Below are 22,689 nucleotides of genomic sequence, written 5' to 3'. Positions count from 1 at the left end.
GGCCCTGGTCGGACACCCGTCCGTGGCCGAGTCCGCCGTGGTCGGCGCCGCCGACGCCACCACCGGCCAGGCGATCGTCGCCTTCGTCATCCTCCGCGGCACCGCCGCCGACAGCCCCGAGCTGGTCGAGGAGCTGCGGGCGCACGTCGGCCGGACCCTCGGCCCGATCGCCAAGCCGAAGCAGATCAAGGTCGTCGGCGAGCTCCCGAAGACCCGCTCCGGCAAGATCATGCGCCGTCTGCTCCGCGACATCGCCGAGGGCCGCGAGATCGGCGACACCACCACCCTCGCCGACTCCACCGTGATGAACCTCATCCAGGCCCAGCTCCCCCCGGCGGGCAGCGAGGGCTGACCGGGCCGACCGGCCGAGAACGCCGGAAGACCCCGAGACCACGGTGCCCCCGGGCGGTTGCGACCGCCCGGGGGCACCGTGGTCGGCGACGGCGGGGGTGGACCGGTGACCCCCCGGCGGCCGGCCCGTCAGCCGCCCCGGCGCTCGGCGACCAGCGTGCGCAGGGTCTCGTAGGCGCCCTGGACCAGGCTCCGGCTGCGCAGCGGCAGCGCGCCGGCCATCACCGCGATCCCGACCTGGGCACGCGGGCTGAACCCGACGAAGGTGGTGGACCTCCGGGTGACCCCTGCGTGGTAGACCAGCTCGTCGCCCATCGTGCCCACGGTGCCCAGCGCGCCCTCCATGCCCTCCGCACCGGCGCCCGACTCCGCCGAGGACTCCGGACCCGGCCGGGCCGCCGAGCGCGACGCGCCCGCCAGTTCTGCCACGTCCGCCCCGTCCGAGAGGTCCTCGGGATCCTCGGGATCCGCCGGACCCCGGTGTGACCACGACGCGCGGTGGTTCCAGCCCAGACAGATCCGGGGGCCGCCGCGCCGCCCGCCGGTGCGCGGCCGACGCACCTCCCCCAGCGCCGTCCGCAGCACGGCCGCGTCGGCCCGCTCGGGGAGCGGCACGGCGTCCAGTGCCAGGTTCGCCTGCAGGTAACGGAGCATGTCGTCCGCCGTGGAACGGAGCGCGGCGGCGCCCGGGAGGGCGGGCAGCCGGAAGGACGGCACGCGCCTACCGCGCCGGTAGCCGGCGTCCTCCTCGCGGCCGGGACCGCAGGAGGTGTCCACCAGTCCCAGCGGGCCGCAGACCCTGGCGGCGAGCAGATCGTCATACCGCTGTCCGGCCGCGTTGGCCAGCAGGAGTCCGAGCAGGCCGCAGCCGAGGTTGGAGTACCGCACCTGCGCACCCGGGGTTCCTCGGACCGCCGTCCGGGGCAGCGCCCGGAGCAGGTGGGCCGGACCGAAGGTGGCGTACGGGCGGGTGAACCAGCGCGGGGCCACCGCGGGAAGCAGCCCGTCCGGCAGCCGGGGCAGCCCCGAGGTGTGGGTGGCCAGGTGGAGCAGGGTGATCGGCCGCTCGTGCGGGTAGCCGGGGGCGGCGTCGGCGGGCAGGTAACGGTCGATCGGATCGTCGTAACCGACCTCGCCGCGGGCCGCCATCTCGGCGAGCAGCAGCCCGGTGAAGGTCTTGGTGACGGAGCCGAGCTCGAAGCGGGTGTCGGCACGAACCGGGCGTTCGACGGAGCGGTCGACGTGCCCGCGGCAGGCGACCGTCCGCTCGTCCCCACGGATCACCACCACGGCGGCACCGCCACCCGGGGCGGCGGCCCGGAAGAGCGGGCGGAGCAGGCGGCCGAGGTCCGGCCCGGGCTCGGAGGCAGCGGCAGCGGCCGAACCGGAGGCGGAACCGGAGCCCGGGCCGGGCCGATGACCGGGCAGGCGGTCCGGCCGGTCGTCCGGCCGGTGGTCGGACGAGGCGTCGGGACCGGGCGAGCGGTGGAGGGCGCCGTTCATCACCGCGGGCTCCGGTGGGAGGGCCGCGACGGGAGTCGTAAGAGGGGTGGTCCGGGCATGGTGGTGCCTCCCGAGGAGGAAGGGAACGGGGCTGGACACCGGCCGGGCTGAACCGGGCCGGCGCCTGCGGTCGACGATAGGGAGCGGTTCACCCGTCTGCATGCCGCAGACTCCGTTCGGGTGTCGCACCTCCGTTCGGACGGGTGCAGAACAGGCCGCCAAGTCCTAAGTCCTGAAGTATGACAATCCGGACGTCGCCTTGCCGTTCCCGCTAGAATGTCAACGACGCATCAAGATTCCGCGTCACAGGGCGCGCCGGGAAGTCTGGTCGGCACTGCACCACAGGTGCATCCGGACACCGTTTCCCCGCCCCAGGAGGTCCCTCGTGGCCAGCCAGCCGCCCGCCCAAGAGCCGACGACCCGACGCCGCCAGCTCCTCGGCAGGTTGTCCCTCCCCGAGCGCACGTACATCACCGACGCCCTGCGGACGGAGACGGTCGGCGGCATCCTGCTGCTGATCGCCGCGGTGATCGCCCTCATCTGGGCCAACGTCTGGCCGCACGCGTACGAGAGCGTCCTCGACTACACCGTCGGGCCCTCCGGACCGCTCCACCTGGACCTCACGCTGGACGCGTGGGCCAAGGACGGGCTACTGACGATCTTCTTCTTCGTGGCCGGCATCGAACTCAAACGCGAGTTCGTCGCCGGCGAGCTGCGGACCCCGAGTGCCGCACTGCTGCCGGTGGTGGCCGCGGTCTGCGGCGTCACGCTGCCGGCCGTCCTCTTCGCCCTCGCCAACTCGGGCGCCGGCGGCCACCCGGGCGGCTGGGCGATCCCGACCGCCACCGACATCGCCTTCGCGCTGGGCGTGCTGGCCGTGGTCGGCAGCCACCTGCCGTCCGCGCTGCGGGCCTTCCTGCTCACCCTCGCCGTGGTGGACGACCTGATCGCCATCCTGATCATCGCGATCTTCTACAGCTCCGGCATCAAGTTCTGGGCGCTCGGACTGGCCTTCGCCGGGCTGATGCTGTTCTGGTTCCTGCACCGGCGCGGGGTGCACGGTTGGTACCTGTTCGTTCCGCTGGCCTTCCTGAACTGGGCGCTGATGCACGAGAGCGGCGTGCACGCCACGGTGGCGGGCGTCGCGATGGGCCTGATGCTCCGCTGCCACCGGGAGGGCGACGAGAAGCAGTCCCCCGGCGAGCACATCGAACACCTCGTCCGCCCGGTCTCGGCGGGGCTGGCCGTGCCGGTGTTCGCGCTGTTCGCCGCCGGGGTGACGATCACCGGGCCGGCACTCGGCGAGGTGTTCACCCAGGCCACCCCGCTCGGCATCATCCTCGGCCTGCTGGTCGGCAAGACCGTGGGCATCTTCGGCGGTACCTGGCTGGCCGCGCGCTTCACCCGCGCCGAGCTGAACCCGCAGCTCAAGTGGGCGGACATGTTCGCGGTCTCGGTGCTGGCCGGCATCGGCTTCACCGTCTCACTGCTGATCAGCGAACTGGCCTTCCCGGACGACCCGGCGCTGGCCGACCGTTCCAAGGCGGCCGTCCTGGTGGGCTCGCTGCTCTGCGCGCTGATCGCCACCGTCCTGCTGAAACTGCGCAACCGTCACTACCAGGAACTGTGCGAGGAGGAGGACCGCGACCTGGACGGCGACGGCGTCCCCGACGTCTACCAGCTCGACGACCCCGCCTGGCAGGCCCGCATGGCCGAACGGGCCCGTGCAGCCGAGCGGGCCGGCGGGACGGAGCCCACCCGCCCCACCGAGAAGGGCCCGGACGGCACCCGCTGAGGCGGCCCGGCCGCCGGGACACGTCCCTCCGGCGGGGCCCCCGGAGTGGTGTGCGCTCGGGCGGTAGGGGCATGATTCTGAACTGTCGACAGTCCACCGACGCCGCCGGGCCGCCCCGGTCACCCGGAACCGCCCGGGAGCCGCACCGTGCGGCGGCGTCACACGCCGCACGGCCGAAGAGGAGAACAGCTGATGCCCGCAGGAGCCGCAGACCCGTCCAGCAACGGCCGGGCGCCCTACGAGGGCGAGCGTTCGGTGGGGCAGCTGTTCGCGGCGGCCACCACCGACCTGTCCGCCCTGGTCCACGACGAGATCGCGCTCGCCAAGGCCGAGCTGCGCGCGGACGTCAAGCGCGGTGTCTCCGGCGGCGTCTCGCTGGTGGTCGCCGGTGTGGTGGCGCTGGCCGCCGTCCCGATGCTGAGCGCCGCCGCGGCGTACGGGATCCACGCGCTGGGCCTCTCGCTGGGCTGGTCGTTCCTGATCGTGGCCGGTGCGTACCTGCTCCTGGCCGTGCTGCTCGGCCTGCTGGCGCTGCGTTCGTTCAAGCGGATCGAGAAGCCGCACCGGACCATCGAGGGCGCCCAGAAGACCGCCGACGTGCTCAAGAACGCCCGGCCGCGTCCCGCCACCAAGGAGGAGATCGACCGGGCCCTGGGCCGCATCCCGTAAAGGGCGGCCGGAACGGACGCGGGCACCCGCCGGGCGGACGGCGGGCCGGCGGCGAACAGGCCGACGGCGAGCGGACGGGCGGACGCCGTGGGCCCGTGGCGCCGGGCGGCGAGCCCCCGGCACGCCTGACGCACCGAGTGCGAGTGCCGGGCACGTGTCCGGCACGGGGATGTGACACGCTCTCGGTATGTCGCTCGACCAGAAGCCCGTGCCCGCGCAGCCGTCCGCCCGCTCCGGCGGCACATCCGGCGACGACGACCACGACAGCGCCTCCGGCCCCACCGACGGCGCCGCTGTCAACGGGACGACCGACGACGCCCCCCTCGACTCCGCGTGGGACATCCGGCAGGCGGGGCCCTGGACCCACCGCGACCTCGCCGCCAACGGTGCCCGGTTCCACATCGCCGAGCTGGGAGAGGGCCCGCTGGTCCTGCTGGTGCACGGCTGGCCCGAGTACTGGTGGGCCTGGCGCCACCAGCTGACCGCGCTCGCCGCGGCCGGCTACCGGGCCGTCGCGCTCGACCTGCGCGGGATCGGCGGCAGCGACCGCACCCCGCGCGGCTACGACCCGGGCAACCTCGCGCTCGACATCACCGGGGTGATCCGCTCCCTCGGTGAGAACCGGGCCCACCTGGTCGGCCACGCCTCGGGCGGGACGCTGGCCTGGGTGGCGGCGGTGATGCGGCCGTCGGTGATCCAGAGCCTCACCGTGGTCTCGGCGGCACACCCGCGCGACCTCCGTCGGGCCCTGCTCACGGACCGGCGACAGATGGCCGCTTTCGATCACGTCCTGGGCTTCCAGCGGCCGTGGATACCGGAACGCCGTCTGGTGGCCGACGACGCGGCACTGGTCGGCCGCTACCTGGACGACTGGACCGGCCGCAACCAGCTGGACCGCGCGACGGTGGCCGCGTACCGGCGGGCGATCCGGATCCCCAGCACCGCGCACTGCTCGATCGAGCCGTACCGGTGGCTGCTGCGGTCGATGGCCCGGCCGGACGGCATCCAGTTCGCCCGCCGGATGAAGAAGCCCATCACCGCACCGACGTTGCACGTCCAGGGCGCCGCGGACCCGGTGCTGCTGTCCCACACCGCGCTCGGCGGCGGTGAGTACGTCGCCGCGCCGTACCGCTGGCGGCTGATGCCCGGGATCGGGCACTTCCCGCACGAGGAGGCGCCGGAGCAGTTCACCGCGGAACTGCTGGACTGGATCGGCCGCCACAAGGACTGAGTGCCGGGCGGGGCACCCGGGTCCGTCCGGGTTCGTCCGCGAGCGGGCCGATGATCAGGGTCGAAGGTCCCAACTCCCTTTACAGTGTGCTCATATGACAAACGCATAGGCCAAGATGGGCACAACTCCCGTGGTTACCCCCGTCAGCCCAGGGGCATCCATTGCGGTATGACCTGGATGCCCGATCGCGACGGCGCCCCGCGCGGCCGACGCCACACCAGCCCGCAGCGCTCCGCCGCCCACCGCACCGACTGGTCGGACGACCTCGGCTACGACGTCGTGGACCGTCACCAGCGCACGGACCAGCGGCAGCTCGGCATCCCACGCATCCTCGGCCGTCGCGCCCGCTGGGTGGGCGCCAGACTCCGACGCGAGACCTGAGGCCCCGGGCCGGCCCCCCGGGACGGACCGGCGGCCGTACGGATCAGAGGGCGCAGCCCTGGGTGTCGACCCGGGCCGTGGCCGTGCTGCCCTTCTCGGCGTCCTCGCGCACCTCGGCGGCGGTCAGCACGTACCCGGTGTCCGCGCTGTCCAGCGACTTGGCGAACACCATCCCGAAGACCTGGCCGTCCGGCGTGAGCAGCGGACCTCCGCTGTTGCCCTGGCGGACCAGCGACCGCACCGAGTAGACGTCCCGGACCACCTGGCCGCGGTGGTAGATGTCCGGACCGTTCGCCTGGATCCGGCCGCGGATGCGGGCCGGCTGCACGTTGAAGGCGCCGTTCTCGGGGAAGCCCGCCACGATCGCGCTGTCGTTGGTCTTCGCCTCGCCGGCGAAACCGAGCGGCGGCGCGTTGAGCTTGGGCACGTCCAGGATCGCGATGTCGCGCTGCCAGTCGTAGCGGACCACCGTCGCGTCGTACAGCTGGCCGACCCCGCCGATCTGCACGGTGGGCTCGTCGACCCCGCCGACGACGTGGGCATTGGTCATCACCCGGTGCGGGGCGTAGACGAAGCCGCTGCCCTCCAGCGTCTTGCCGCAGGACGTGGCGGTGCCGACCACCTTGACCAGGCTCTGCTTCGCCTTCGCCACCGCCGGGCTCGCGGCCAGCGCCGGGTCGGGGATGTCGACCTGGGTGATCGGCTCGTGCTCGAAGGGGTTGAACACCTGCGGGAAGCCGTTGCGGGCGAGCACCTTGGAGAAGTCCGAGAACCAGTTGGGCGCGTCGGAGGGCAGCGTGTCCTGCACGCCGCTCAGGATCGCCGAGGTGCGGACCTGCTTGGAGACGGTCGGCAGGGACGTCCCGGCCAGGGCCGAGCCGATCAGCCAGGCCACCAGCAGCATCGAGATCACGTTCACCACGGACCCGCCGGCCGCGTCCAGCGCCCGCGCCGGGCGGCGGTCGATGTGGCCGCGCAGCTTCCAGCCGAAGTGGGTGGTGATCGCCTGGCCGATCGCCGCCAGCACGATCACCACCACCACGGCGATCACGGAGGCGGTGGTCCCGGGGCTGAGGTGGTCGAGCAGCAACGGCAGCAGTTGGACGGCGAGCAGGCCGCCGCCGAGGAAGCCGAGGACCGACAGCACGCCGACCACGAAGCCCTGCCGGTAGCCCGACACGGCGAATCCCACGGCGGCGGCGATCAACAGCACATCCAGGACGTTCACCCGAACACCCTCCCATGCCGCGCCGCGCGCGCGGACGGGCGGGCGGCCGGGAGGGTCCGGCCCGCCGTTCCCGCACGGCCGGCGGCACGGGCCGCCACGTCCGGGCGGGCCGCCGCACGGGCCGCCACGCTCCCGCTCACCGGGACGGGGCCCGCCGCGCCCCCGCTCACGACGGCCCGGAGTCGCGGCCGAGCACCGCACGGGAGCGGTCCCGGTCGCCCTGCACCAGCTCCAGCGCCTCGTCCGACAGGTTGACGATCCTGGCGGTGTCCCACGGCCGCTCCATGCCGCTGTGGTGGAGCACCCGGTCGATCACCCCGGCGGTGAAGCCCCACACCAGACGCCCCGCGACCGCGAAGGCCGGGCCCAGGTGACCCGAGGGATGGCGGAGCCTGGCCCGGTTGGCGGGGTCGGTCAGCTCGTCGATCGACACCCGGAACACCGCGCCGGTCTCCGCGGTGTCCACCGGCCGGACCGGCGACTCCTCGCGCCACCAGCCGAGCACCGGGGTCACCACGAACCGGCTGACCGGGATGTAGAGGGCCGGCAGGGTCGCGAAGACCTGCACCCCGGCCGGATCCAGTCCGGTCTCCTCCCAGGCCTCCCGCAGCGCCGCCGCGACCGGCCCGGGGCCGGCGGGGTCACCGTCCTCCGGGTCCAGCGCGCCGCCCGGGAAGGACGGCTGGCCCGCGTGCGAGCGCAGCGAGCGGGCCCGTTCGATGAGCAGGACGTCCGGACCGGCGGCGCCCTCGCCGAACAGCATCAGGACGGCGGCGGCGCGTCCGCCCTCGGGGGGCGGCAGGAAGCGGCTCAGCTGCTCGGGCAGCACCCGTTCCGCGGCTTCCCGGACCGGCTCCAGCCAGGACGGCAGGCCGTCCCGCTCGATCCCGGCCGCGCCGGCGGTCACTCGGCCACCGCCAGGTCGGCGACCTCGCCCCGGTGGGCGTCGGCGTCGGCGCGGGCGGCGGCCTCGCCCGGGAAGTCCGCGGGCGGCCTCAGCCGCTGGCCGGGCTGGCCGCCCATCTCGTACTTGAGCAGCTTCTGCGCCTTCTCCGGATCGGTCTCCCCCTCGCCGTACGCGGGGCAGAGCGGCGCGATCGGGCAGGCCCCGCAGGCGGGCTTCCGGGAGTGGCAGATCCGGCGGCCGTGGAAGACCACCCGGTGCGAGAGCATGGTCCACTCGGACTTCGGGAAGATCTCCGCGACGACCGCCTCGACCTTGACCGGGTCCTCCTCCGCCGTCCACCCGAACCGTCGGGACAACCGCCCGAAGTGGGTGTCCACGGTGATCCCCGGGACCCCGAAGGCGTTGCCGAGCACGACGTTGGCGGTCTTGCGACCGACGCCGGGAAGGGTGACCAGGTCCTCCAGCCGGCCCGGGACCTCGCCGCCGAACTCGTCCCGCAGCGCGATCGACAGGCCGATCAGCGACCTCGCCTTGTTCCGGAAGAAGCCGGTCGGCCGGATGATCTCCTCCAGCTCCGCCGGGTCGGCGGCCGCCATGTCCTCCGGCGACGGGTACTTCGCGAACAGTGCGGGCGTCGTCTGGTTCACCCGCAGGTCGGTGGTCTGCGCCGACAGCACCGTGGCCACCAGCAGCTCGAAGGGGTTGTCGAAGTCCAGCTCCGGATGCGCGTACGGGTACAGCTCCGCCAGCTCCCGGTTGATCCGCCGCGCCCGCCGCACCATCGCCAGGTGCGACTCCGGTTTCCTCGGCCTGACCGTCGCCGCCGGCTTCGCAGCCGCCTTGGTCGCCGGCTTCGCGACCGCCTTGGTCCCGGCCTGCCGGACCTTGCTCTCTGCCATGCACGAAGGCTACGCCGGACGGTCCGCCGCGTGCGGCGGATCAGCGATGACCGATGGACGACCGGTGGCGGCACGCCGCACACCGGCCGCCGGGAGAGCGCGTTCACCGGGGCGGGGCTCCCGGGAGGGCGCGTTCGCCGGGGCGGGGCTCCCGGGAGGGCGCGTTCGCCGGGGCGGGGGCGCACGGGATAGCGTCACCCGCATGGTCAGCACCGCCGCCCCGAGGGCCTTCCTTCCGCCCGGGCCCGACGGCCTGTGCCCTCTGACGGTGCTTCGACCGCCGTACCACCGAGGCCGCCCGCACCACCGCCCGCACCACCGTCAGCTCCACCGCCTGTGCGGCCGGTGAGCCGGCCCGCACCGCGGCACGTAGGAGCGGATCTGCTCACCCCCCGGCCGCAGCCGCTGCCGCCGCTGGTCTGGCCGCCACGGTTGCGGTGGCTCCCGCACGTCGCCGTGGTCCTCGGCGCCCTGGCCCTGGCCGCGACGGGCGCGGACCCGGTCGCACGCCTGCTGGCCGTCGCGCACGCGGGGACCCTGGTGGTCGCGCTGCGCCGGCCGGTGGTCGCCTGGTGGCTGGCGACGGCGCTCGCCGTCGTCATCCCCGTCGCCCACCCGCCCACGCACGACAACGAGCTGTGGACGTGGCCGGTCCAGGCCGGAGTGCTGCTCCTGCTCGCCCTGCGGAACCGGCCGGCGGTGTCCGTCACGGCGGCCTGCGTGAGCGCGCTCTGCGGCGTGTCGCTGAAGCTTGCCGGCCTGCCGGTCGGGTCGTGGGCCTTGGTCGCGGTCGGCTGCGGGTGGTTCGCGCTGGCGGTCCTGATCGGCGCGGTCCGCCGCGGACGCCGCGAGGACCGGGCCCGGCTGATCGAGCAGACCGCCGCGACCGCCCACGAACGGGCGCTGCGCACCGTGCTGGAGGAACGCGCCAGGATCGCGCGCGAGCTGCACGACGTGGTCGCCCACCACATGTCCGTCGTGTCGATCAAGGCGGACGCGGCGCCGTACCGGGTGACGGACCCGCCGCCGGAACTGGTCGCCGAACTGGTCGCGATCCGCGCGGTCGCCCTGGACGGCCTGACCGAGCTGCGTCGCCTCCTGGGCGTGCTGCGTGCGGACGGTCCGGAGGAACGGTTCGGCGGCACCGCGCCGCAGCCCTCCCTGGAACGGCTCGACGCGCTGCTGGACACCGTCCGCTCCGCCGGGCTGACGGTCGGTCTGGTCGTCGACGGCCCGCGCCGCCCCTTGCCGCCGGGCGTCGGGCTGTCGGCCTACCGGATCGTCCAGGAGGCGCTGAGCAACACGCTGCGGCACGCACCCGGCGCGCAGTCCGTCGTCGAACTCGCCTACCGCCCCGCGGCACTGGGGCTGCGGGTCGCCAACGGGCCCGCGGCGCAGGAGGCACCGCCCTCCCCCGGCAGCGGTCACGGGCTCACCGGCATGCGCGAGCGGGCGGCGATGCTCGGGGGCGACCTCGCCGCCGGTCCGACCTCCGACGGCGGGTACGAGGTCACCGCCGTCCTGCCCACCACCACCCCCCACGAGGACGGCCCGGCATGACGACCAGGGTGTTGATCGCCGACGACCAGGGCATGGTCCGCGAGGCCTTCTCGGTCCTGCTCGGGGCCCAGCCCGGCATCGAGGTGGTCGGCACCGCACGGGACGGCGCCGAGGCCGTCGCCCGCGCGGAGGAGCTGCGCCCCGACGTGATCGTGATGGACGTCCGCATGCCGGTCCTGGACGGCATCGAGGCCACCCGCCGGATCACCGGGCTGCTGGGCGGGACCACGCGGATCCTGGTGCTCACCACCTTCGACCTCGACGAGTACGTGTACGAGGCGCTGCGGGTGGGCGCCACCGGGTTCCTCCTCAAGGACGCGTCCGGCGTGGAACTGGCCGAGGCCGTCCGGGTGGTGGCACGCGGCGAGGCGATGCTCTCGCCGGACCTGACCAGACGGCTGATCACCGAGTTCTCCCGGCTGGGTGGTGCGGCCCGGCCGGCGGCCGGACCATCGGCCCGGCCGGCGGACGGGGTGCCTTCAGGGACGACCGGGGCGTCCACCAAGGCGTCCACCGGCGCCTCGCCGCCTCGGCGGTTCCGGCGGAGCGGGCCCCGCGAGCAGGTCACCGGACAGGCCGCCGCGCAGGTCACCGGGCCGCCCCGCGAGCGGGTCGACGGACGGACCGACGGGCTCACCGAGCGCGAACGCGAGGTGCTGGTCCAGATCGCCCGCGGCCTCTCCAACGCCGAGATCGCCCGCGAGCTGGTGGTGGCCGAGGAGACCGTCAAGACCCATGTGGGCCGCATCCTGCGGAAGCTGAGCCTGCGTGACCGCACCCAGGCCGCCGTCTTCGCGTACGAGAACGGGCTGGTCACACCGGGGAACGACGCGGCGGGCCGCTGAGCGGCGTCCCCCGGGAGAGCCACGTCCCGGGGTTGGCTCCGCCGGGGGACGCGGGGTGCGGCCGGGTTCGGGGAGGCTCGGAGGTGTCGGCAGACCGGCGGGAGCACCCGCCGGCCCGAGCCTCGCGATCCCGCGCCCCGGCACCTCACCCCGCACCCCGCACCCCGCACCCCGCACCCCGCACAGGAGCACCGGTATGACCCCGTTCGTCCGAACCGTCCTGTCGGCGGCACCCCGCCGGCTCAGGCGAGCCGTCCTGGTCGCCGCCGCCCTGATCGCCTCGTCGCTCACGTTCCTGGTCGCGGTGATCATGCTCGGGGCATACCTGCCGGCGATCCCCAAGGCGGGGATCATCGGACCGGTGCTCGGCGGCCAGTACCCCCTCCTCGTCGCCCTGCTCGGCCTGGCCGGCGCCGCGCTCGCCACCGCCGCCCGGCGCGGCGGCCTGGTGCGCTGGGGCCGGACGGTCACCGTGGTCGCGGCGCTGTCGACCTCCGCCGCACTGGTCATCGGCGGGATCCAGTACGCCGACGCCCGGCGGGCCGGCGCCGAGGTCTCGTTCGGCGAGGTCTTCGGCCAGCTCGCCTACCCGGACACCGCGCCCGACGCCACGGAGACGTACGGGACCGCCGACGGCGAGGAGCTGAAGGCCGACGTCTACCTCCCCCCGCGCCACGACGGAAGGACTCCCGCCGTCGTGCTCGCCCACTCCGGCGGCTTCCACACCTTCGACAAGTCCGACCTGCGCGGCACCGGACGCTGGCTGGCCGACCACGGCGTCGCCGTCTTCGCCGTCGACTACCGGCTCGCCCGGCCCGACCGCCCCACCTGGGACAAGGCCCCTCAGGACCTCGTCGCCGCGCTGCGCTGGGTGCAGGACCGGACCGACGCGTACGGCCTCGACCCCGACCGGATCTCGCTGGGCGGCATGTCGGCCGGGGGCACGCTGGCCATGAACGCCGCCTACCGTCTGCAGAACGGGACGATCAGGCCGACGAGCGGTGCCGCGCCCAGGCCCCCGGCCTCGGTCGTGGGCTTCTACCCGGGTGTCGACGTCACCGAGATGTGGCGGCGCGACGTGGCCGGCACCCGCGCCGCCGCCGAGCTGTACACCGGCGGCACGCCCGCGCAGTATCCCGACCGCTACCGCGAGGTGTCCCCCGCCCCGGAGGTCCGCCCGGGCCTCCCGCCCACCCTCCTCGTGGTCGGCGACCGTGATCGCAGCGCCCCGCCCGGAGGTGTGGAGGCCCTGGGCGACACGCTGCGCACGGCCGGCGTTCCCACCACCGTGCGCGTGCTGCCGTTCGCCGAGCACGCCTTCGACGACGCCTACGGCAGCCTCACCTCCCAGACAGGCCGCCGGGTCCTCCTCGACTTCCTCACCGGACGGCCCGTTCACTGACCGGCCCCCGACGCGGTCCGCCGACTCGGTCCGTTGGCGCGGCCCGTCCCGGGTGCAACCCGCCGCGGCGAGCCGCACCCTGAGCCTCAGCCCCGTCCGAACAGGGCGTCGACCTCGCCGAAGCCGAGAGCGCCGGCCGGCTCGGTCAGCGAGCCCGCGCCGAGCAGCTCGGCGGCGCCCGCCCGGGCGGCGGTGTAGGCGAACTGGGCCAGGCTCGTTCCGACGCTGACTCGCCGCACCCCCGTGGCGGCGAGCTCGGCGACGGTGGGCCCGCCCGCGACGGCCATCGCGTTGACCGGCAGCGGCGAACGCGCGCAGAGCGCGGCCAGCGCGTCGAGGTCCAGCAGGCCCGGCACGAAGAGACCGTCGGCGCCGGCCTCCGCGTACGCCTCGGCGCGGACGAGAACGTCGTCGAGGCCGCCCAGCCCGAACAGGAAGACGTCCGTCCGGGCGTTCACCACCAGCTCCGGCAGGCCCGCCCCGGCCGCCGCTGTCCGCGCCGCGCGCAGCCGCTCGGCCTGGTCCGCGACCGCGAACAGCGGGCCGCCGACGGCCACCGAGTCCTCCAGGTTGACGCCCGCCGCACCGGCCCCGACCAGCGCCCGGACGGTCTCGGCAACGTCGTCGGGCTTCGGGCCGTAACCGCCCTCGGCATCGACGGTGACCGGCAGGTCGACGGCGGCGGCGACCCGACGGGCCACCTCGACGGCCTCCGCCCGGTCGAGACGCTGGCCGTCGCCGCGCCCGAGCGACCAGGAGACACCACCGCTGGTGGTGGCGATCGCCGCCGCTCCGACCGAGGCGATCACGGCGGCGCTCCCGGCGTCCCAGGCGTTCGGCAGAACGAGCACGCCGTCGGCGACGAGGGCCCGCAGGCGTACGGCCCGCTCACGGAGGACCGGGAGGGAGGGGACCGCGGACAGGGGGGCGGCGGGAGAGGTCATGAGGGTCACCGGCTTTCACACGGGGGATCGTGGTGCGACACCGGAATCCTCGCGGGCGCCATACGGTCGGCTCCACTGATTAAGCTGAGACCGAATCTTGGCCCGGACCGGAAGGTGGCGGCGATGCGGACCGCGCTCGCGTTCTCGACGGACGACCTGGCGCGGACCAGGTTCGCCGTCTCCCCGATGTGGGAGGTGGTGACCAGCCTCCGGGCTCTGGCCCACACGCCCGTCCCGGCACTGCACCGGCAGTGGGCGGGGCAGGTCCGGCCCCGGCTGGCCGCCGTCGGCCCCGTGTACCGGCGGCTGGCCGCGATGGTCCCGCCCGAGGGCCACCTGCCGGACTTCCTCAACCCCGTCCCGGCCGCCAGCGCCCCGGCGCTCGCCGACGAGCTGGCCGCGATCGCCGCCACCGCTCCTGCCCAGGTACGGGCCGACCTGGACCTGCTGGCCGCCGCGCACGACGGCCGGCTCCCGGCCCCGCTCGAACCGCTCTACCGCGACCCGGCCGGCCGGTTGCCCCGGCTGACGGCCGACATCGAGGCGTACTGGCAGCTGGCGCTGGCGCCGTACTGGGCCCGGATCCGCGCGCTGCTGGACGCGGACGTGCTGCACCGCGCCCGCCAGGCCGTCGGGCACGGCACCGCCCACGTCCTCGACGACCTGCACGAAACGGTCCGCTGGGACGGCGGCGCGCTCCGGCTGGAGCAGCGGCACTGCGCGGTCCGGCGCCTGGACGCCGGTGCCGGGCTGCTGCTCGTACCGTCGGTGTTCGCCTGGCCGCGGGTGCTGACCCGGTCGCTGCCGCCCGACCCGCCGCAGCTCGCCTACCCGGCCCGCGGGATCGCCACGCTGTGGGAACCCCGGCCGAGCACCGGCTCCGACGCGCTCGCCGCCGTCCTCGGCCGTTCCCGGGCCCGGTTGCTCGCCGAACTCGACTCGCCGGCCTCCACCACCGAACTGGCCCGGCGCACCGGTCTCTCCGCCGCCGGGGTCTCCCAGCACCTGACCGGCCTGCGCGCGGCCGGGCTGACCAGCGCGCACCGGGCCGGTCACGCCGTGCTCTACGCCCGCACCGCCGTCGCCGACGCCCTGCTCGCTCCGGAAGCGGCCTCCGGAGCGGGAGCGGCGCGGTGAACGGCCCCGTGAACGACGTGGTGAGCGGCGCAGGAATCGGCAGGCTGGACGGCACGGGGAACCGCACGGAAACGGCTCAGGGGCCCGTGCGACCACGGTGACCCCGGCTTGACGCCGGGTTGACCTGGCGGTACGGGCGGTACGAATGGCCCCGCGCAGCACCCCTCGGCGCACCCCCTCCTCATATGATCGGAGCGACATGCGCCATGCTTGGTGATGCAGAGCACTGTACGAACTTGTGCCGAACGGCTTGACGGCCGGCCGGCCGAGAAGGAGGAAGCACGTGGACGACGTTCTGCGGCGCGCCGCACTCTTCGCGGCACTCGACGACGAACAGGCCGGCGAGCTGCGCGCTTCCATGACCGAGGTCACGCTCGCCCGCGGTGAGTCGCTGTTCCACGAGGGCGACCCGGGTGACCGGCTCTACGTCGTCGCCGAGGGCAAGGTCAAGCTGCACCGCGCCTCGCCGGACGGCCGCGAGAACATGCTCGCCGTCCTCGGCCCGAGCGAGATGATCGGCGAACTGTCGCTCTTCGACCCGGGCCCGCGCACCGCCACCGCGAGCGCGCTCACCGAGGTCAAGCTGCTCGGCCTCGGCCACGGCGACCTGCAGCCCTGGCTGCACGCGCGCCCCGAGGTCTCGATCGCACTGCTGCGCGCCATCGCCCGCCGCCTGCGCCGGACCAACGACGTGATGTCCGACCTGGTCTTCTCCGACGTGCCCGGGCGCGTCGCCAAGGCCCTGCTGGACCTCTCCCGCCGGTTCGGCGTGCAGTCCGACGAGGGCATCCACGTCGCCCACGACCTCACCCAGGAGGAGCTGGCCCAGTTGGTCGGCGCCTCCCGCGAGACGGTCAACAAGGCGCTCGCCGACTTCGCCGGCCGCGGCTGGCTGAAGCTGGAGGCACGCGCGGTGGTCCTGATGGACGTCGAGCGGCTCTCCCGCCGCTCGCGCTAGTCGATCGGCCGCCCGGGACCCGGGACCCGACCGGAAGCCTGCACGACGAGGGGCCCGTACGCTCGGCGTACGGGCCCCTCGGCCGTCCGGGCCCTTCGGCCGCAAGGCACCGGGTCAGTCCGGGATGAGCCCGTGCTCCCGCAGGTACTGGAGCTGGGCCCGGACCGACAGCTCGGCGGCCGGCCAGAGCGCACGGTCCACGTCGGCGTAGACCCGCGCCACCACCTCGGCCGCCGTCCGGCAGCCGGCCTCGACCGCCGTCTCCACCTGGGCCAGCCGGGAGGCCCGGTGCGCGAGGTAGTAGTCGACGGCACCGAGCGCGTCCGCGAGGACCGGGCCGTGGCCGGGCAGCACGGTCCCCACCCCGTGCTCGGCCGCCATGGTGTGCAGGTGCCGCAGCGAGTCGAGGTAGTCGCCGAGCCGACCGTCCGGGTGGGCGACCATCGTGGTGCCCCGGCCGAGCACGGTGTCCCCGGTGAGGATCGCCCCGTCGGCGGGCAGGTGGAAGGTCAGCGAGTCCGAGGTGTGCCCGGGGGTGGCGACCACGCGCAGGTCGAGGCCGCCGACGTCCAGGCGCTGCCCGTGCGTGAGGCCCTCGGAGCCGAGCCGGTGCGCCGGGTCCAGCGCGCGCACCTCGGAGCCGGTCAGCTCCGCGAACCGGGCCGCGCCCTCGGAGTGGTCCGCGTGGCCGTGGGTGAGCAGGGTGAGCGCCACGCGCTTGCCCTGCTGCTCGGCGGTCTCGACCACCCTGCGCAGGTGGCCCTCGTGCAGGGGGCCGGGGTCGATCACCACCGCGAGGTCCGAGCCGGGCTCGGAGAGCAGCCAGGTGTTGGTGCCGTCCAGCGTCATCGGCGACGGGTTCGGCGCCAGCACGCACAGCGCCCGGGGGGTGGCCCCGCCGCCGATGCCGGCGGCGGGGTCACCCGGCAGGAGTCCGCTCACCGGCCGCCCTCGCCGTCGCGATGCAGCGCGCGCAGGGGGAGGACCCGGGTGAGTGCGCGCTGGGCCAGCTCGCTGAAGGGGACGAGGCCGCCCTCACAGGCGGGGGTACGCGGGTTCAGGCTGCGGGCGGGCACCTGGCGTGCCGTCCGGCGAGCCACATCGTTGTGGGTCATCGGGCGTCGGTCCTTCCACTCGGATTCACGGGATTCACGGGGATCGGGGAGGTCGGGGAAATCAGGGAGGTCGGGGAGGTCGGCGAGGCCGGGGAGACCGCGGGGGCTCGGCGGGGCCGACGGGTCCACCGGGATCGCCCGGTTCACCGGTCTCGGCCGGGTCGGCCGGCCCGCCGGTCTCACCGGGTTCGTCGAATTCATCGAGGTCATCGAGGTCGTCGAAGTCGTCGCAGTCATCTGAAGTCGTCGCAGTCGTCGGAGCCGGGGGACTCGACCGCGTCCGGGCCCGGAGGGCTCAGCCGCCCGGACGGACGGGGAAGGAGCCGTCGATCGTCAGCTCGTCGTACCCCGTCCAGCGGACCGTAAGCCGGTCGCCCCGCACCTCCGCCCGACCGAGCACCGGGGTCAGCGAACGGTCACCGGCCACGGCCAGCGCCTCGGCGGCGCTGCGCACCGGCAGCAGTTCGCGCAGCACCGTGACGGTCGGCGGCAGCATGCCGTACCGGCCCTCCTCGTAGCCCCTGACCGCCTCGGCCGGGGTCAGCCAGGCGACCCGGTCGGCCTCGCCGACCTCGCGGGCGGCTCGCTGGCCGGGCGGCAGGGCGGCGACGAAGAACCAGGTGTCGTACCGGCGCTCCTCGAAGGCCGGGGTGACCCACCGGGCCCAGCCGGCCAGCAGATCGCTGCGGAGCAGCAGACCGTTCTCGCGCAGGAAGTCGGCGAAGGAGAGCTCGTGGGCCTCCAGGGCGGCGCGTTCCGCGCTCCAGTCCCGGGGTTCGGCGACGCTGTCCGCGTCCGGCCCCGCCAGCAGGACGCCGGCCTCCTCGAAGGTCTCGCGGACCGCCGCGCAGACCACCGCCTGGGCGGTGCGGGCGTCCACCCCGAGCCGTTCGGCCCACTCCTGCGGGCCGGGCCCGGCCCAGCCGAGTTCCGCCTCGGCGTCCCGCCGGTCCACCCCGCCGCCCGGGTAGGCGTACATGCCGGCGGCGAACGCCATCGAGGTGCGGCGGCGCAGCAGGTAGGCCTCGGGTCCGGGGGCGGCGTTCGGCGCAGTGCCCCGCTCCGCGTCCGTACCCGGCTCCGCATCCGCGAGCGGTTCCACGCCCGGCCCCGCGTCCGGCCCCGCGTCCCGGAGGAGCACCACGGTGGCGGACGGCTTGGGCACGGGCGGGCTCAGCTCGCCGGACTCGACCGCCCGGATCCGGGCAGGCCAGCCGGGAGGCATCGGGAGCGTCGTTGCTCGCTGGTCCATGCCCGGATGCTAAACGCCCGGGGGCGGGGTTGGACAGGGGTGATCCGCTGCCCGCCCCCGCTCCGGGGAGGTCCTTCGGTCACACGCGGGGTCAGGCCCCGGCGCGGACCCGGACCTGGAGCTCCACCTCGACCGGCGCGTCCAGCGGCAGCACGGTGACGCCGACGGCGCTCCGGGCGTGCACGCCGGCCTCGCCGAACACCTTGCCGAGCAGCTCGCTCGTACCGTTGATCACGCCGGGCTGGCCGGTGAAGTCCGGGGCGGAGGCGACGAAGCCGACCACCTTGACGACCTGCTCGACCAGGTCCAGGTCACCGATCACCGACTTGACGGCGGCCAGCCCGTTGAGCGCGCAGACCTGCGCGAGCTCCTTGGCCTCCTCCGGGGTGATCTCGGCGCCGACCTTGCCGGTGTTCAGCAGCTTGCCGCCCACCATCGGCAGCTGGCCGGAGGTGAAGACGAACTCGCCCGTGCGCAGCGCCGGGACGTAGGCGGCGACCGGGGCGGCCACCGGCGGCAGGGTCAGGCCCAGCTCGGCGAGCCTCTCCTCGACCTTGCTCATGCCTGCTTCTCCCGCTTGAAGTAGGCCACCAGCTGCTCCGGGTTCGGACCCGGTACGACCTGGACGAGCTCCCAGCCGTCCGAGCCGAAGTTGTCCAGGATCTGCTTCGTGGCGTGCACGAGCAGGGGTGCCGTCATGTATTCCCACTTGGTCATGGCCAGACTCTAGACGCTCCGCCCGGGCGACCGGCGCGGCCCGCGCTCGTGCGTGTGAGGTGGCCCACAAACCGGGCATGATTCAGGCCTGGCCCCCCCGGTAGTCCCGGCATCCGGCGCGGTCCCTGGTTACCCTCGCGGGAGGGCACCCTCAGCGGTGCCGCCCTCGGAGACGGACGGAGACGGAGCGTGGCACGCACCCCCGGCCAGGCGGCCCGGCGCGATCCCGACTGGGAGGGCGTGCGGTTGCACGTGGTCAGCGGCAAGGGCGGGACGGGCAAGACCACCCTGGCCGCGGCACTGGCGCTGGCCCTCGCAGCGGAGGGCCGCCGGACGCTGTTGATCGAGGTGGAGGGCCGGCAGGGCATCGCCGAGCTGTTCGGGATCGCGGCGCTGCCGTACGAGGAGCGCCGGATCGCCTCGGTCTCACCCGCCCAGTTGGGACTGCCCGGCGGTACCGCGGGCGGTGGCGAGGTCCACGCGCTCGCCATCGACACCGAGCAGGCGCTGCTCGAGTACCTCGACATGTTCTACAAGCTCGGCCGGGCTGGCAAGGCGCTGCAGAAGGTGGGCTTCGTCGACTTCGCGACGACCATCGCGCCCGGTGTCCGGGACGTCCTGCTGACCGGCAAGGCCTGCGAGGCGGCCCGGCGCAAGGGCCCGGACGGGCGCCGCCGGTACGACGCGGTGGTGATGGACGCGCCTCCGACCGGACGGATCACCAGGTTCCTGAACGTGAACTCCGAGGTGGCCGGGCTGGCCCGGTTCGGGCCGATCCACTCCCAGGCGCAGGCCGTGATGCGGGTGCTGAAGTCGCCCGAGACCGCGGTGCACCTGGTCACCCTGCTGGAGGAGATGCCGGTGCAGGAGACCGTCGACGGCTTCGAGGAGCTGCGCGAGGCCGGCCTCCCGGTGGGCGGGGTCCTGGTGAACATGGTCCGGCCGCCGCTGCTGGACGCGGCGGCGGTGGCCGCGGTCGACGGCGACCACCGCGAGGAGGTCGCGCTCGCCCTCGTCGAGGCGGGGCTCGGCGGGCGCTCGCGCAAACCGGAGACCGTCCGGGCCGCGGTCGAACCGCTGCTCGGCCCGCTGCTGGACCAGGCGCGGGAGCACGCCGAGCGGGTGGAGCTGGAGCGCGAACAGCGCGCCGACCTCCAGCAGCTGAAGCTCCCGACCTACGAACTGCCGCTGCTGGGCGAGGGTGTGGACCTCGGCGGGCTCTACCGGCTGGCGGGCGAACTGAAGCGTCAGGGGGCAGCGTGAGCACGAGCGGGCGGAACAGCGTGCAGAGCGGCGGGAACGTGCAGAGCGGCGGCAGCCGGCTCGCCGTGGACGAGCTGATCGACAACCCGAAGACCAGGATCATCGTCTGCTGCGGCTCGGGCGGCGTCGGCAAGACCACCACCGCGGCGGCGATCGGCCTGCGGGCGGCGGAGCGGGGCCGCAAGGTCGTCGTGCTGACCATCGACCCGGCGCGGCGGCTGGCGCAGTCGATGGGCCTGACCGAGCTGGACAACACGCCCAGGATCGTCAAGGGCGTCACCGGCGACGGCGAGCTCCAGGCCATGATGCTCGACATGAAGCGGACCTTCGACGAGGTCGTGCTGGCCCACGCCGAGCCCGAGCGGGCCCGGGCGATCATGGAGAACCCCTTCTACCAGTCGCTGTCGGCCGGCTTCGCGGGCACGCAGGAGTACATGGCGATGGAGAAGCTGGGCCAGCTCCGCGCGGCCGAGGAGTGGGACCTCATCGTCGTCGACACCCCGCCGTCCCGCTCCGCGCTGGACTTCCTGGACGCGCCGAACCGGCTCGGGTCCTTCCTCGACGGCAAGGTGATCCGCATCCTGACCGCGCCGGCCAAGGTCGGCGGCCGGTCGGCGATGAAGTTCCTCAACGTCGGCATGGGCCTGCTCACCGGCACCCTCGGCAAGATCTTCGGCGCCCAGCTGCTGACCGACGTGCAGACCTTCGTCAGCGCGACGGACTCGATGTTCGGCGGCTTCCGGGAACGCGCGGACCGGACGTACCAGCTGCTGCAGGCACCGGGCACGGCGTTCCTGGTGGTGGCCGCGCCGGAACGGGACGCGCTGCGCGAGGCCGCGTACTTCGTGGACCGGCTGGCCGCCGACCGGATGCCGCTGGCCGGCCTGGTACTCAACCGGGTGCACGGCACGGGCGTCCCGCAGCTCACCGCGGAGCGATCGCTGGCGGCGGCCGAGGCCCTGGAGGAGAACGGCTCGGAGCACGCGTCGCCGGAGGCCGAGCTGCTCGCGGCCGGGCTGCTGCGCCTGCACGCCGAGCGGATGCAGGTGATGGCGCGGGAGCGCCGCACCCGCGACCGCTTCGTCTCGGTCTACCCGGACGTGCCGATCGTCGAGGTCGCCGCGCTCCCCGGGGACGTCCACGACCTGGAGGGCCTGCGCACCATCGGTGAACGGCTCAGCGGGGCGACCGGCTGAGCCGTGCGGTCACCGACCGGACGGCGCAGTCACCGGACGGGCGGTTCCCGGCGGGGCTGTCACCGGCGGGAGCGTGCGGTCACCGGCCCGGGCAGGACCACGGGCCGGGAATGACCACCGACCGAACAGGGCCGAACGAGGCCGAACGCCGAGTGAAGCCATCGGCCGGACGGCCCGGAGGTTCAGCCCGCCTGGGCGTAGTCCGTCAGTATCACGCCGGTGGCCAGCGAGGTCTCGTACTCGGTGCGGGCCGTCTCCAGCAGCCGCCGCCACGAGACCACCGTCGGCCGTCGGCGCAGCAGCGCCCGGCGTTCGCGTTCGGTCATCCCACCCCAGACCCCGAACTCCACCCGATTGTCCAGCGCGTCGGCCAGGCATTCCGTGCGGACGGGACACCCGCTGCACACCGCCTTGGCGCGATTCTGCGCCGCCCCCTGGACGAACAGTTCGTCCGGATCACTCGTGCGGCAGGCGGCCTGCGCACTCCAGTCGTCTACCCAGCCCATGCCGGCGCCGTCCTCTCCCGAATCGAGGCTCCCCCACGGCGGCAACGGCATATTCACCGTTGCCAGTTGAGGACGTTACGGAAGAACGACAGGTTGCAACAGCCCCTTCGGGCTCAATCTCGAATGACCCGATTGGACTATGGGTATCGATCAGCTCACTCGTTGGAGTGACCGCAGGTCGCAAGCCTTGCCAGGGTCGCGGGCGCCACTCTCGCCACGCGAGTCGTCACTGAGCGCTACCGGACACAGGTGCACAGCCAGCGACAGCTGCCTCAAAAACCCCCCAAGAAAGGGCAATTCGGGCAATTCTCATCACTCACAAGAGTGACAGATGCTGACAGAGCGAAGCTGTCGCAAGCTTGTGACAAGCCTAGGCGAACACCTGCCCCGGTGTGCGGGAATCGGCAACGTAGGGTTCTCCCATGGCACCGAAGCGCCCCCAGGCACCCCAGCCCCCAGGCAACACCGGAGCTCCGCGCGGTACACGCCGCGAGTCACCGCTGGCTTACGCGGGACACGGAGTCAAGTTCCTGGGGGTCAGCGTGCTCTCCGGAGTCCTGCTGGCCGGCATGGCCCTGCCCGCCGTCGGCGCGCTCGGCCTGACCGCCAAGAACACCGCAGAGGGCTTCTCCAACATCCCGGACGACTTCAAGACCCCTCCGCTCTCCCAGGCGACCCAGATCTTCGACGCCAAGGGCGGGCTGATCGCCAAGGTGTACGAGCGCGACCGCACCGTCCTCGCCGCCGACCAGATGTCGCCGTACATGCGGCAGGCCCAGGTCGACATCGAGGACGCCCGCTTCTACGAGCACGGCGCCGTCGACCTCAAG

Annotated in this window: 24 protein-coding genes; 13 read left to right on the top strand and 11 right to left on the bottom strand. The window is 74.1% G+C overall.

Annotated elements, in window-relative coordinates:
• Positions 1-352, top strand: a 352-nt coding sequence (locus tag PUR61_RS13525) for an AMP-binding enzyme (RefSeq protein ID WP_443035165.1), incomplete at its 5' end; no start/stop codon positions are given.
• A gap of 128 nt (positions 353-480) precedes the next feature.
• On the opposite strand, the gene PUR61_RS13520 is transcribed toward PUR61_RS13525, so the two are convergent.
• Positions 481-1,854, bottom strand: a complete 1,374-nt coding sequence (locus PUR61_RS13520) for a serine hydrolase domain-containing protein (protein WP_329879059.1) — start codon at positions 1,852-1,854, stop codon at positions 481-483.
• A gap of 385 nt (positions 1,855-2,239) precedes the next feature.
• On the opposite strand from PUR61_RS13520, the gene nhaA reads away from it, so the two are divergent.
• The 4 genes from nhaA to PUR61_RS13500 all read left to right on the top strand — a co-directional run bounded on the left by nhaA (position 2,240) and on the right by PUR61_RS13500 (position 5,930).
• Complete coding sequence (gene nhaA / locus PUR61_RS13515; protein WP_329879058.1) at positions 2,240-3,649, top strand: Na+/H+ antiporter NhaA; 1,410 nt, start codon at positions 2,240-2,242, stop codon at positions 3,647-3,649.
• A 192-nt stretch (positions 3,650-3,841) separates the two neighbouring features.
• Positions 3,842-4,318 (top strand): phage holin family protein, encoded by a 477-nt coding sequence (locus tag PUR61_RS13510; RefSeq protein WP_329879057.1) that lies wholly within the window; start codon positions 3,842-3,844, stop codon positions 4,316-4,318.
• A 187-nt stretch (positions 4,319-4,505) separates the two neighbouring features.
• Positions 4,506-5,549, top strand: coding sequence for an alpha/beta fold hydrolase (locus tag PUR61_RS13505; RefSeq protein ID WP_329879056.1), 1,044 nt, complete (start codon positions 4,506-4,508; stop codon positions 5,547-5,549).
• Between the two features lie 168 nt (positions 5,550-5,717).
• Entirely contained in the window at positions 5,718-5,930 is a 213-nt protein-coding gene (locus tag PUR61_RS13500) for a hypothetical protein (RefSeq protein ID WP_329879055.1), read from the top strand.
• 43 nt (positions 5,931-5,973) lie between these two features.
• Here the strand turns inward: PUR61_RS13500 and PUR61_RS13495 are convergent, their stop codons facing one another.
• From PUR61_RS13495 to nth, 3 genes are all read right to left on the bottom strand, one after another.
• On the bottom strand, positions 5,974-7,158 hold the full coding sequence (locus tag PUR61_RS13495; protein WP_329879054.1) for a MarP family serine protease: 1,185 nt from the start codon (positions 7,156-7,158) through the stop codon (positions 5,974-5,976).
• A gap of 166 nt (positions 7,159-7,324) precedes the next feature.
• The gene (locus tag PUR61_RS13490) at positions 7,325-8,065 is read right to left on the bottom strand and encodes an NUDIX hydrolase (protein WP_329879053.1); all 741 of its coding nucleotides are present in this window, start codon (positions 8,063-8,065) and stop codon (positions 7,325-7,327) included.
• Entirely contained in the window at positions 8,062-8,964 is a 903-nt protein-coding gene (gene nth / locus PUR61_RS13485) for an endonuclease III (protein ID WP_329879052.1), read from the bottom strand. Before nth ends, PUR61_RS13490 begins: the two co-directional genes overlap by 4 nt.
• A gap of 345 nt (positions 8,965-9,309) precedes the next feature.
• On the opposite strand from nth, the gene PUR61_RS13480 reads away from it, so the two are divergent.
• From PUR61_RS13480 to PUR61_RS13470, 3 genes are all read left to right on the top strand, one after another.
• Positions 9,310-10,524: a sensor histidine kinase gene (locus PUR61_RS13480; protein WP_329879051.1), complete on the top strand. Its 1,215-nt coding sequence runs from the start codon at positions 9,310-9,312 to the stop codon at positions 10,522-10,524.
• Complete coding sequence (locus tag PUR61_RS13475; protein ID WP_329879050.1) at positions 10,521-11,369, top strand: response regulator; 849 nt, start codon at positions 10,521-10,523, stop codon at positions 11,367-11,369. The genes PUR61_RS13480 and PUR61_RS13475 overlap by 4 nt, the downstream gene beginning before the upstream one ends.
• A 196-nt stretch (positions 11,370-11,565) precedes the next feature.
• Positions 11,566-12,771: an alpha/beta hydrolase gene (locus PUR61_RS13470; RefSeq protein WP_329879049.1), complete on the top strand. Its 1,206-nt coding sequence runs from the start codon at positions 11,566-11,568 to the stop codon at positions 12,769-12,771.
• 86 nt (positions 12,772-12,857) lie between these two features.
• Here PUR61_RS13470 and PUR61_RS13465 read toward each other — a convergent pair whose 3' ends face one another.
• A complete protein-coding gene (locus PUR61_RS13465) occupies positions 12,858-13,715 on the bottom strand; it encodes an isocitrate lyase/PEP mutase family protein (RefSeq protein WP_329879048.1) in 858 nt (285 codons plus the stop codon).
• A gap of 123 nt (positions 13,716-13,838) precedes the next feature.
• Here PUR61_RS13465 and PUR61_RS13460 point away from each other — a divergent pair, with 123 nt between their 5' ends.
• Together PUR61_RS13460 and PUR61_RS13455 are read left to right on the top strand one after the other, a co-directional pair.
• Positions 13,839-14,852: a DUF5937 family protein gene (locus PUR61_RS13460; protein WP_329879047.1), complete on the top strand. Its 1,014-nt coding sequence runs from the start codon at positions 13,839-13,841 to the stop codon at positions 14,850-14,852.
• 283 nt (positions 14,853-15,135) lie between these two features.
• On the top strand, positions 15,136-15,810 hold the full coding sequence (locus PUR61_RS13455; protein WP_030392646.1) for a Crp/Fnr family transcriptional regulator: 675 nt from the start codon (positions 15,136-15,138) through the stop codon (positions 15,808-15,810).
• Between the two features lie 114 nt (positions 15,811-15,924).
• Here PUR61_RS13455 and PUR61_RS13450 read toward each other — a convergent pair whose 3' ends face one another.
• The 5 genes from PUR61_RS13450 to PUR61_RS13430 all read right to left on the bottom strand — a co-directional run bounded on the left by PUR61_RS13450 (position 15,925) and on the right by PUR61_RS13430 (position 18,894).
• Positions 15,925-16,752 carry an MBL fold metallo-hydrolase gene (locus PUR61_RS13450; RefSeq protein ID WP_329879046.1) on the bottom strand — a complete coding sequence of 276 codons (828 nt, stop codon included), beginning with the start codon at positions 16,750-16,752 and terminating at the stop codon, positions 15,925-15,927.
• Complete coding sequence (locus PUR61_RS13445) at positions 16,749-16,925, bottom strand: hypothetical protein (RefSeq protein WP_329879045.1); 177 nt, start codon at positions 16,923-16,925, stop codon at positions 16,749-16,751. Before PUR61_RS13445 ends, PUR61_RS13450 begins: the two co-directional genes overlap by 4 nt.
• Before the next feature lie 295 nt (positions 16,926-17,220).
• Positions 17,221-18,177, bottom strand: coding sequence for an NUDIX hydrolase (locus PUR61_RS13440; RefSeq protein WP_329879044.1), 957 nt, complete (start codon positions 18,175-18,177; stop codon positions 17,221-17,223).
• 91 nt (positions 18,178-18,268) lie between these two features.
• Complete coding sequence (locus PUR61_RS13435) at positions 18,269-18,739, bottom strand: RidA family protein (RefSeq protein ID WP_329879043.1); 471 nt, start codon at positions 18,737-18,739, stop codon at positions 18,269-18,271.
• Positions 18,736-18,894: a DUF4177 domain-containing protein gene (locus tag PUR61_RS13430; protein WP_329879042.1), complete on the bottom strand. Its 159-nt coding sequence runs from the start codon at positions 18,892-18,894 to the stop codon at positions 18,736-18,738. The genes PUR61_RS13435 and PUR61_RS13430 overlap by 4 nt, the downstream gene beginning before the upstream one ends.
• Before the next feature lie 189 nt (positions 18,895-19,083).
• Here PUR61_RS13430 and PUR61_RS13425 point away from each other — a divergent pair, with 189 nt between their 5' ends.
• Positions 19,084-20,157 (top strand): ArsA-related P-loop ATPase, encoded by a 1,074-nt coding sequence (locus tag PUR61_RS13425; protein ID WP_329879041.1) that lies wholly within the window; start codon positions 19,084-19,086, stop codon positions 20,155-20,157.
• Positions 20,158-20,177: 20 nt separating this feature from the next.
• A complete protein-coding gene (locus tag PUR61_RS13420) occupies positions 20,178-21,353 on the top strand; it encodes an ArsA family ATPase (RefSeq protein WP_329879061.1) in 1,176 nt (391 codons plus the stop codon).
• 182 nt (positions 21,354-21,535) lie between these two features.
• Here the strand turns inward: PUR61_RS13420 and PUR61_RS13415 are convergent, their stop codons facing one another.
• On the bottom strand, positions 21,536-21,859 hold the full coding sequence (locus tag PUR61_RS13415; RefSeq protein WP_327678535.1) for a WhiB family transcriptional regulator: 324 nt from the start codon (positions 21,857-21,859) through the stop codon (positions 21,536-21,538).
• 569 nt (positions 21,860-22,428) lie between these two features.
• On the opposite strand from PUR61_RS13415, the gene PUR61_RS13410 reads away from it, so the two are divergent.
• Positions 22,429-22,689 (top strand): transglycosylase domain-containing protein (locus tag PUR61_RS13410; RefSeq protein ID WP_329879060.1); only part of this gene is annotated, 261 nt, incomplete at its 3' end.

Origin of the sequence: Streptomyces sp. BE20 (assembly GCF_036322525.1) — a bacterium.
Classification (GTDB): domain Bacteria; phylum Actinomycetota; class Actinomycetes; order Streptomycetales; family Streptomycetaceae; genus Kitasatospora.
The sequence above is the reverse complement of the archived record's forward strand: the minus strand, read 5'-3'. Positions and strand labels throughout refer to the sequence as shown.

Coding starts and splice junctions, on each gene's coding strand:
- PUR61_RS13520 (WP_329879059.1), bottom strand. CDS start 1,854: ATGAACGGCGCCCTCCACCGCTCGCCCGGTCCCGACGCCTCGTCCGAC.
- PUR61_RS13445 (WP_329879045.1), bottom strand. CDS start 16,925: ATGACCCACAACGATGTGGCTCGCCGGACGGCACGCCAGGTGCCCGCC.
- PUR61_RS13465 (WP_329879048.1), bottom strand. CDS start 13,715: ATGACCTCTCCCGCCGCCCCCCTGTCCGCGGTCCCCTCCCTCCCGGTC.
- nth (WP_329879052.1), bottom strand. CDS start 8,964: ATGGCAGAGAGCAAGGTCCGGCAGGCCGGGACCAAGGCGGTCGCGAAG.
- PUR61_RS13430 (WP_329879042.1), bottom strand. CDS start 18,894: ATGACCAAGTGGGAATACATGACGGCACCCCTGCTCGTGCACGCCACG.
- PUR61_RS13435 (WP_329879043.1), bottom strand. CDS start 18,739: ATGAGCAAGGTCGAGGAGAGGCTCGCCGAGCTGGGCCTGACCCTGCCG.
- PUR61_RS13460 (WP_329879047.1), top strand. CDS start 13,839: ATGCGGACCGCGCTCGCGTTCTCGACGGACGACCTGGCGCGGACCAGG.
- PUR61_RS13475 (WP_329879050.1), top strand. CDS start 10,521: ATGACGACCAGGGTGTTGATCGCCGACGACCAGGGCATGGTCCGCGAG.
- PUR61_RS13500 (WP_329879055.1), top strand. CDS start 5,718: ATGACCTGGATGCCCGATCGCGACGGCGCCCCGCGCGGCCGACGCCAC.
- PUR61_RS13470 (WP_329879049.1), top strand. CDS start 11,566: ATGACCCCGTTCGTCCGAACCGTCCTGTCGGCGGCACCCCGCCGGCTC.
- PUR61_RS13440 (WP_329879044.1), bottom strand. CDS start 18,177: ATGGACCAGCGAGCAACGACGCTCCCGATGCCTCCCGGCTGGCCTGCC.
- PUR61_RS13415 (WP_327678535.1), bottom strand. CDS start 21,859: ATGGGCTGGGTAGACGACTGGAGTGCGCAGGCCGCCTGCCGCACGAGT.
- PUR61_RS13510 (WP_329879057.1), top strand. CDS start 3,842: ATGCCCGCAGGAGCCGCAGACCCGTCCAGCAACGGCCGGGCGCCCTAC.
- PUR61_RS13505 (WP_329879056.1), top strand. CDS start 4,506: ATGTCGCTCGACCAGAAGCCCGTGCCCGCGCAGCCGTCCGCCCGCTCC.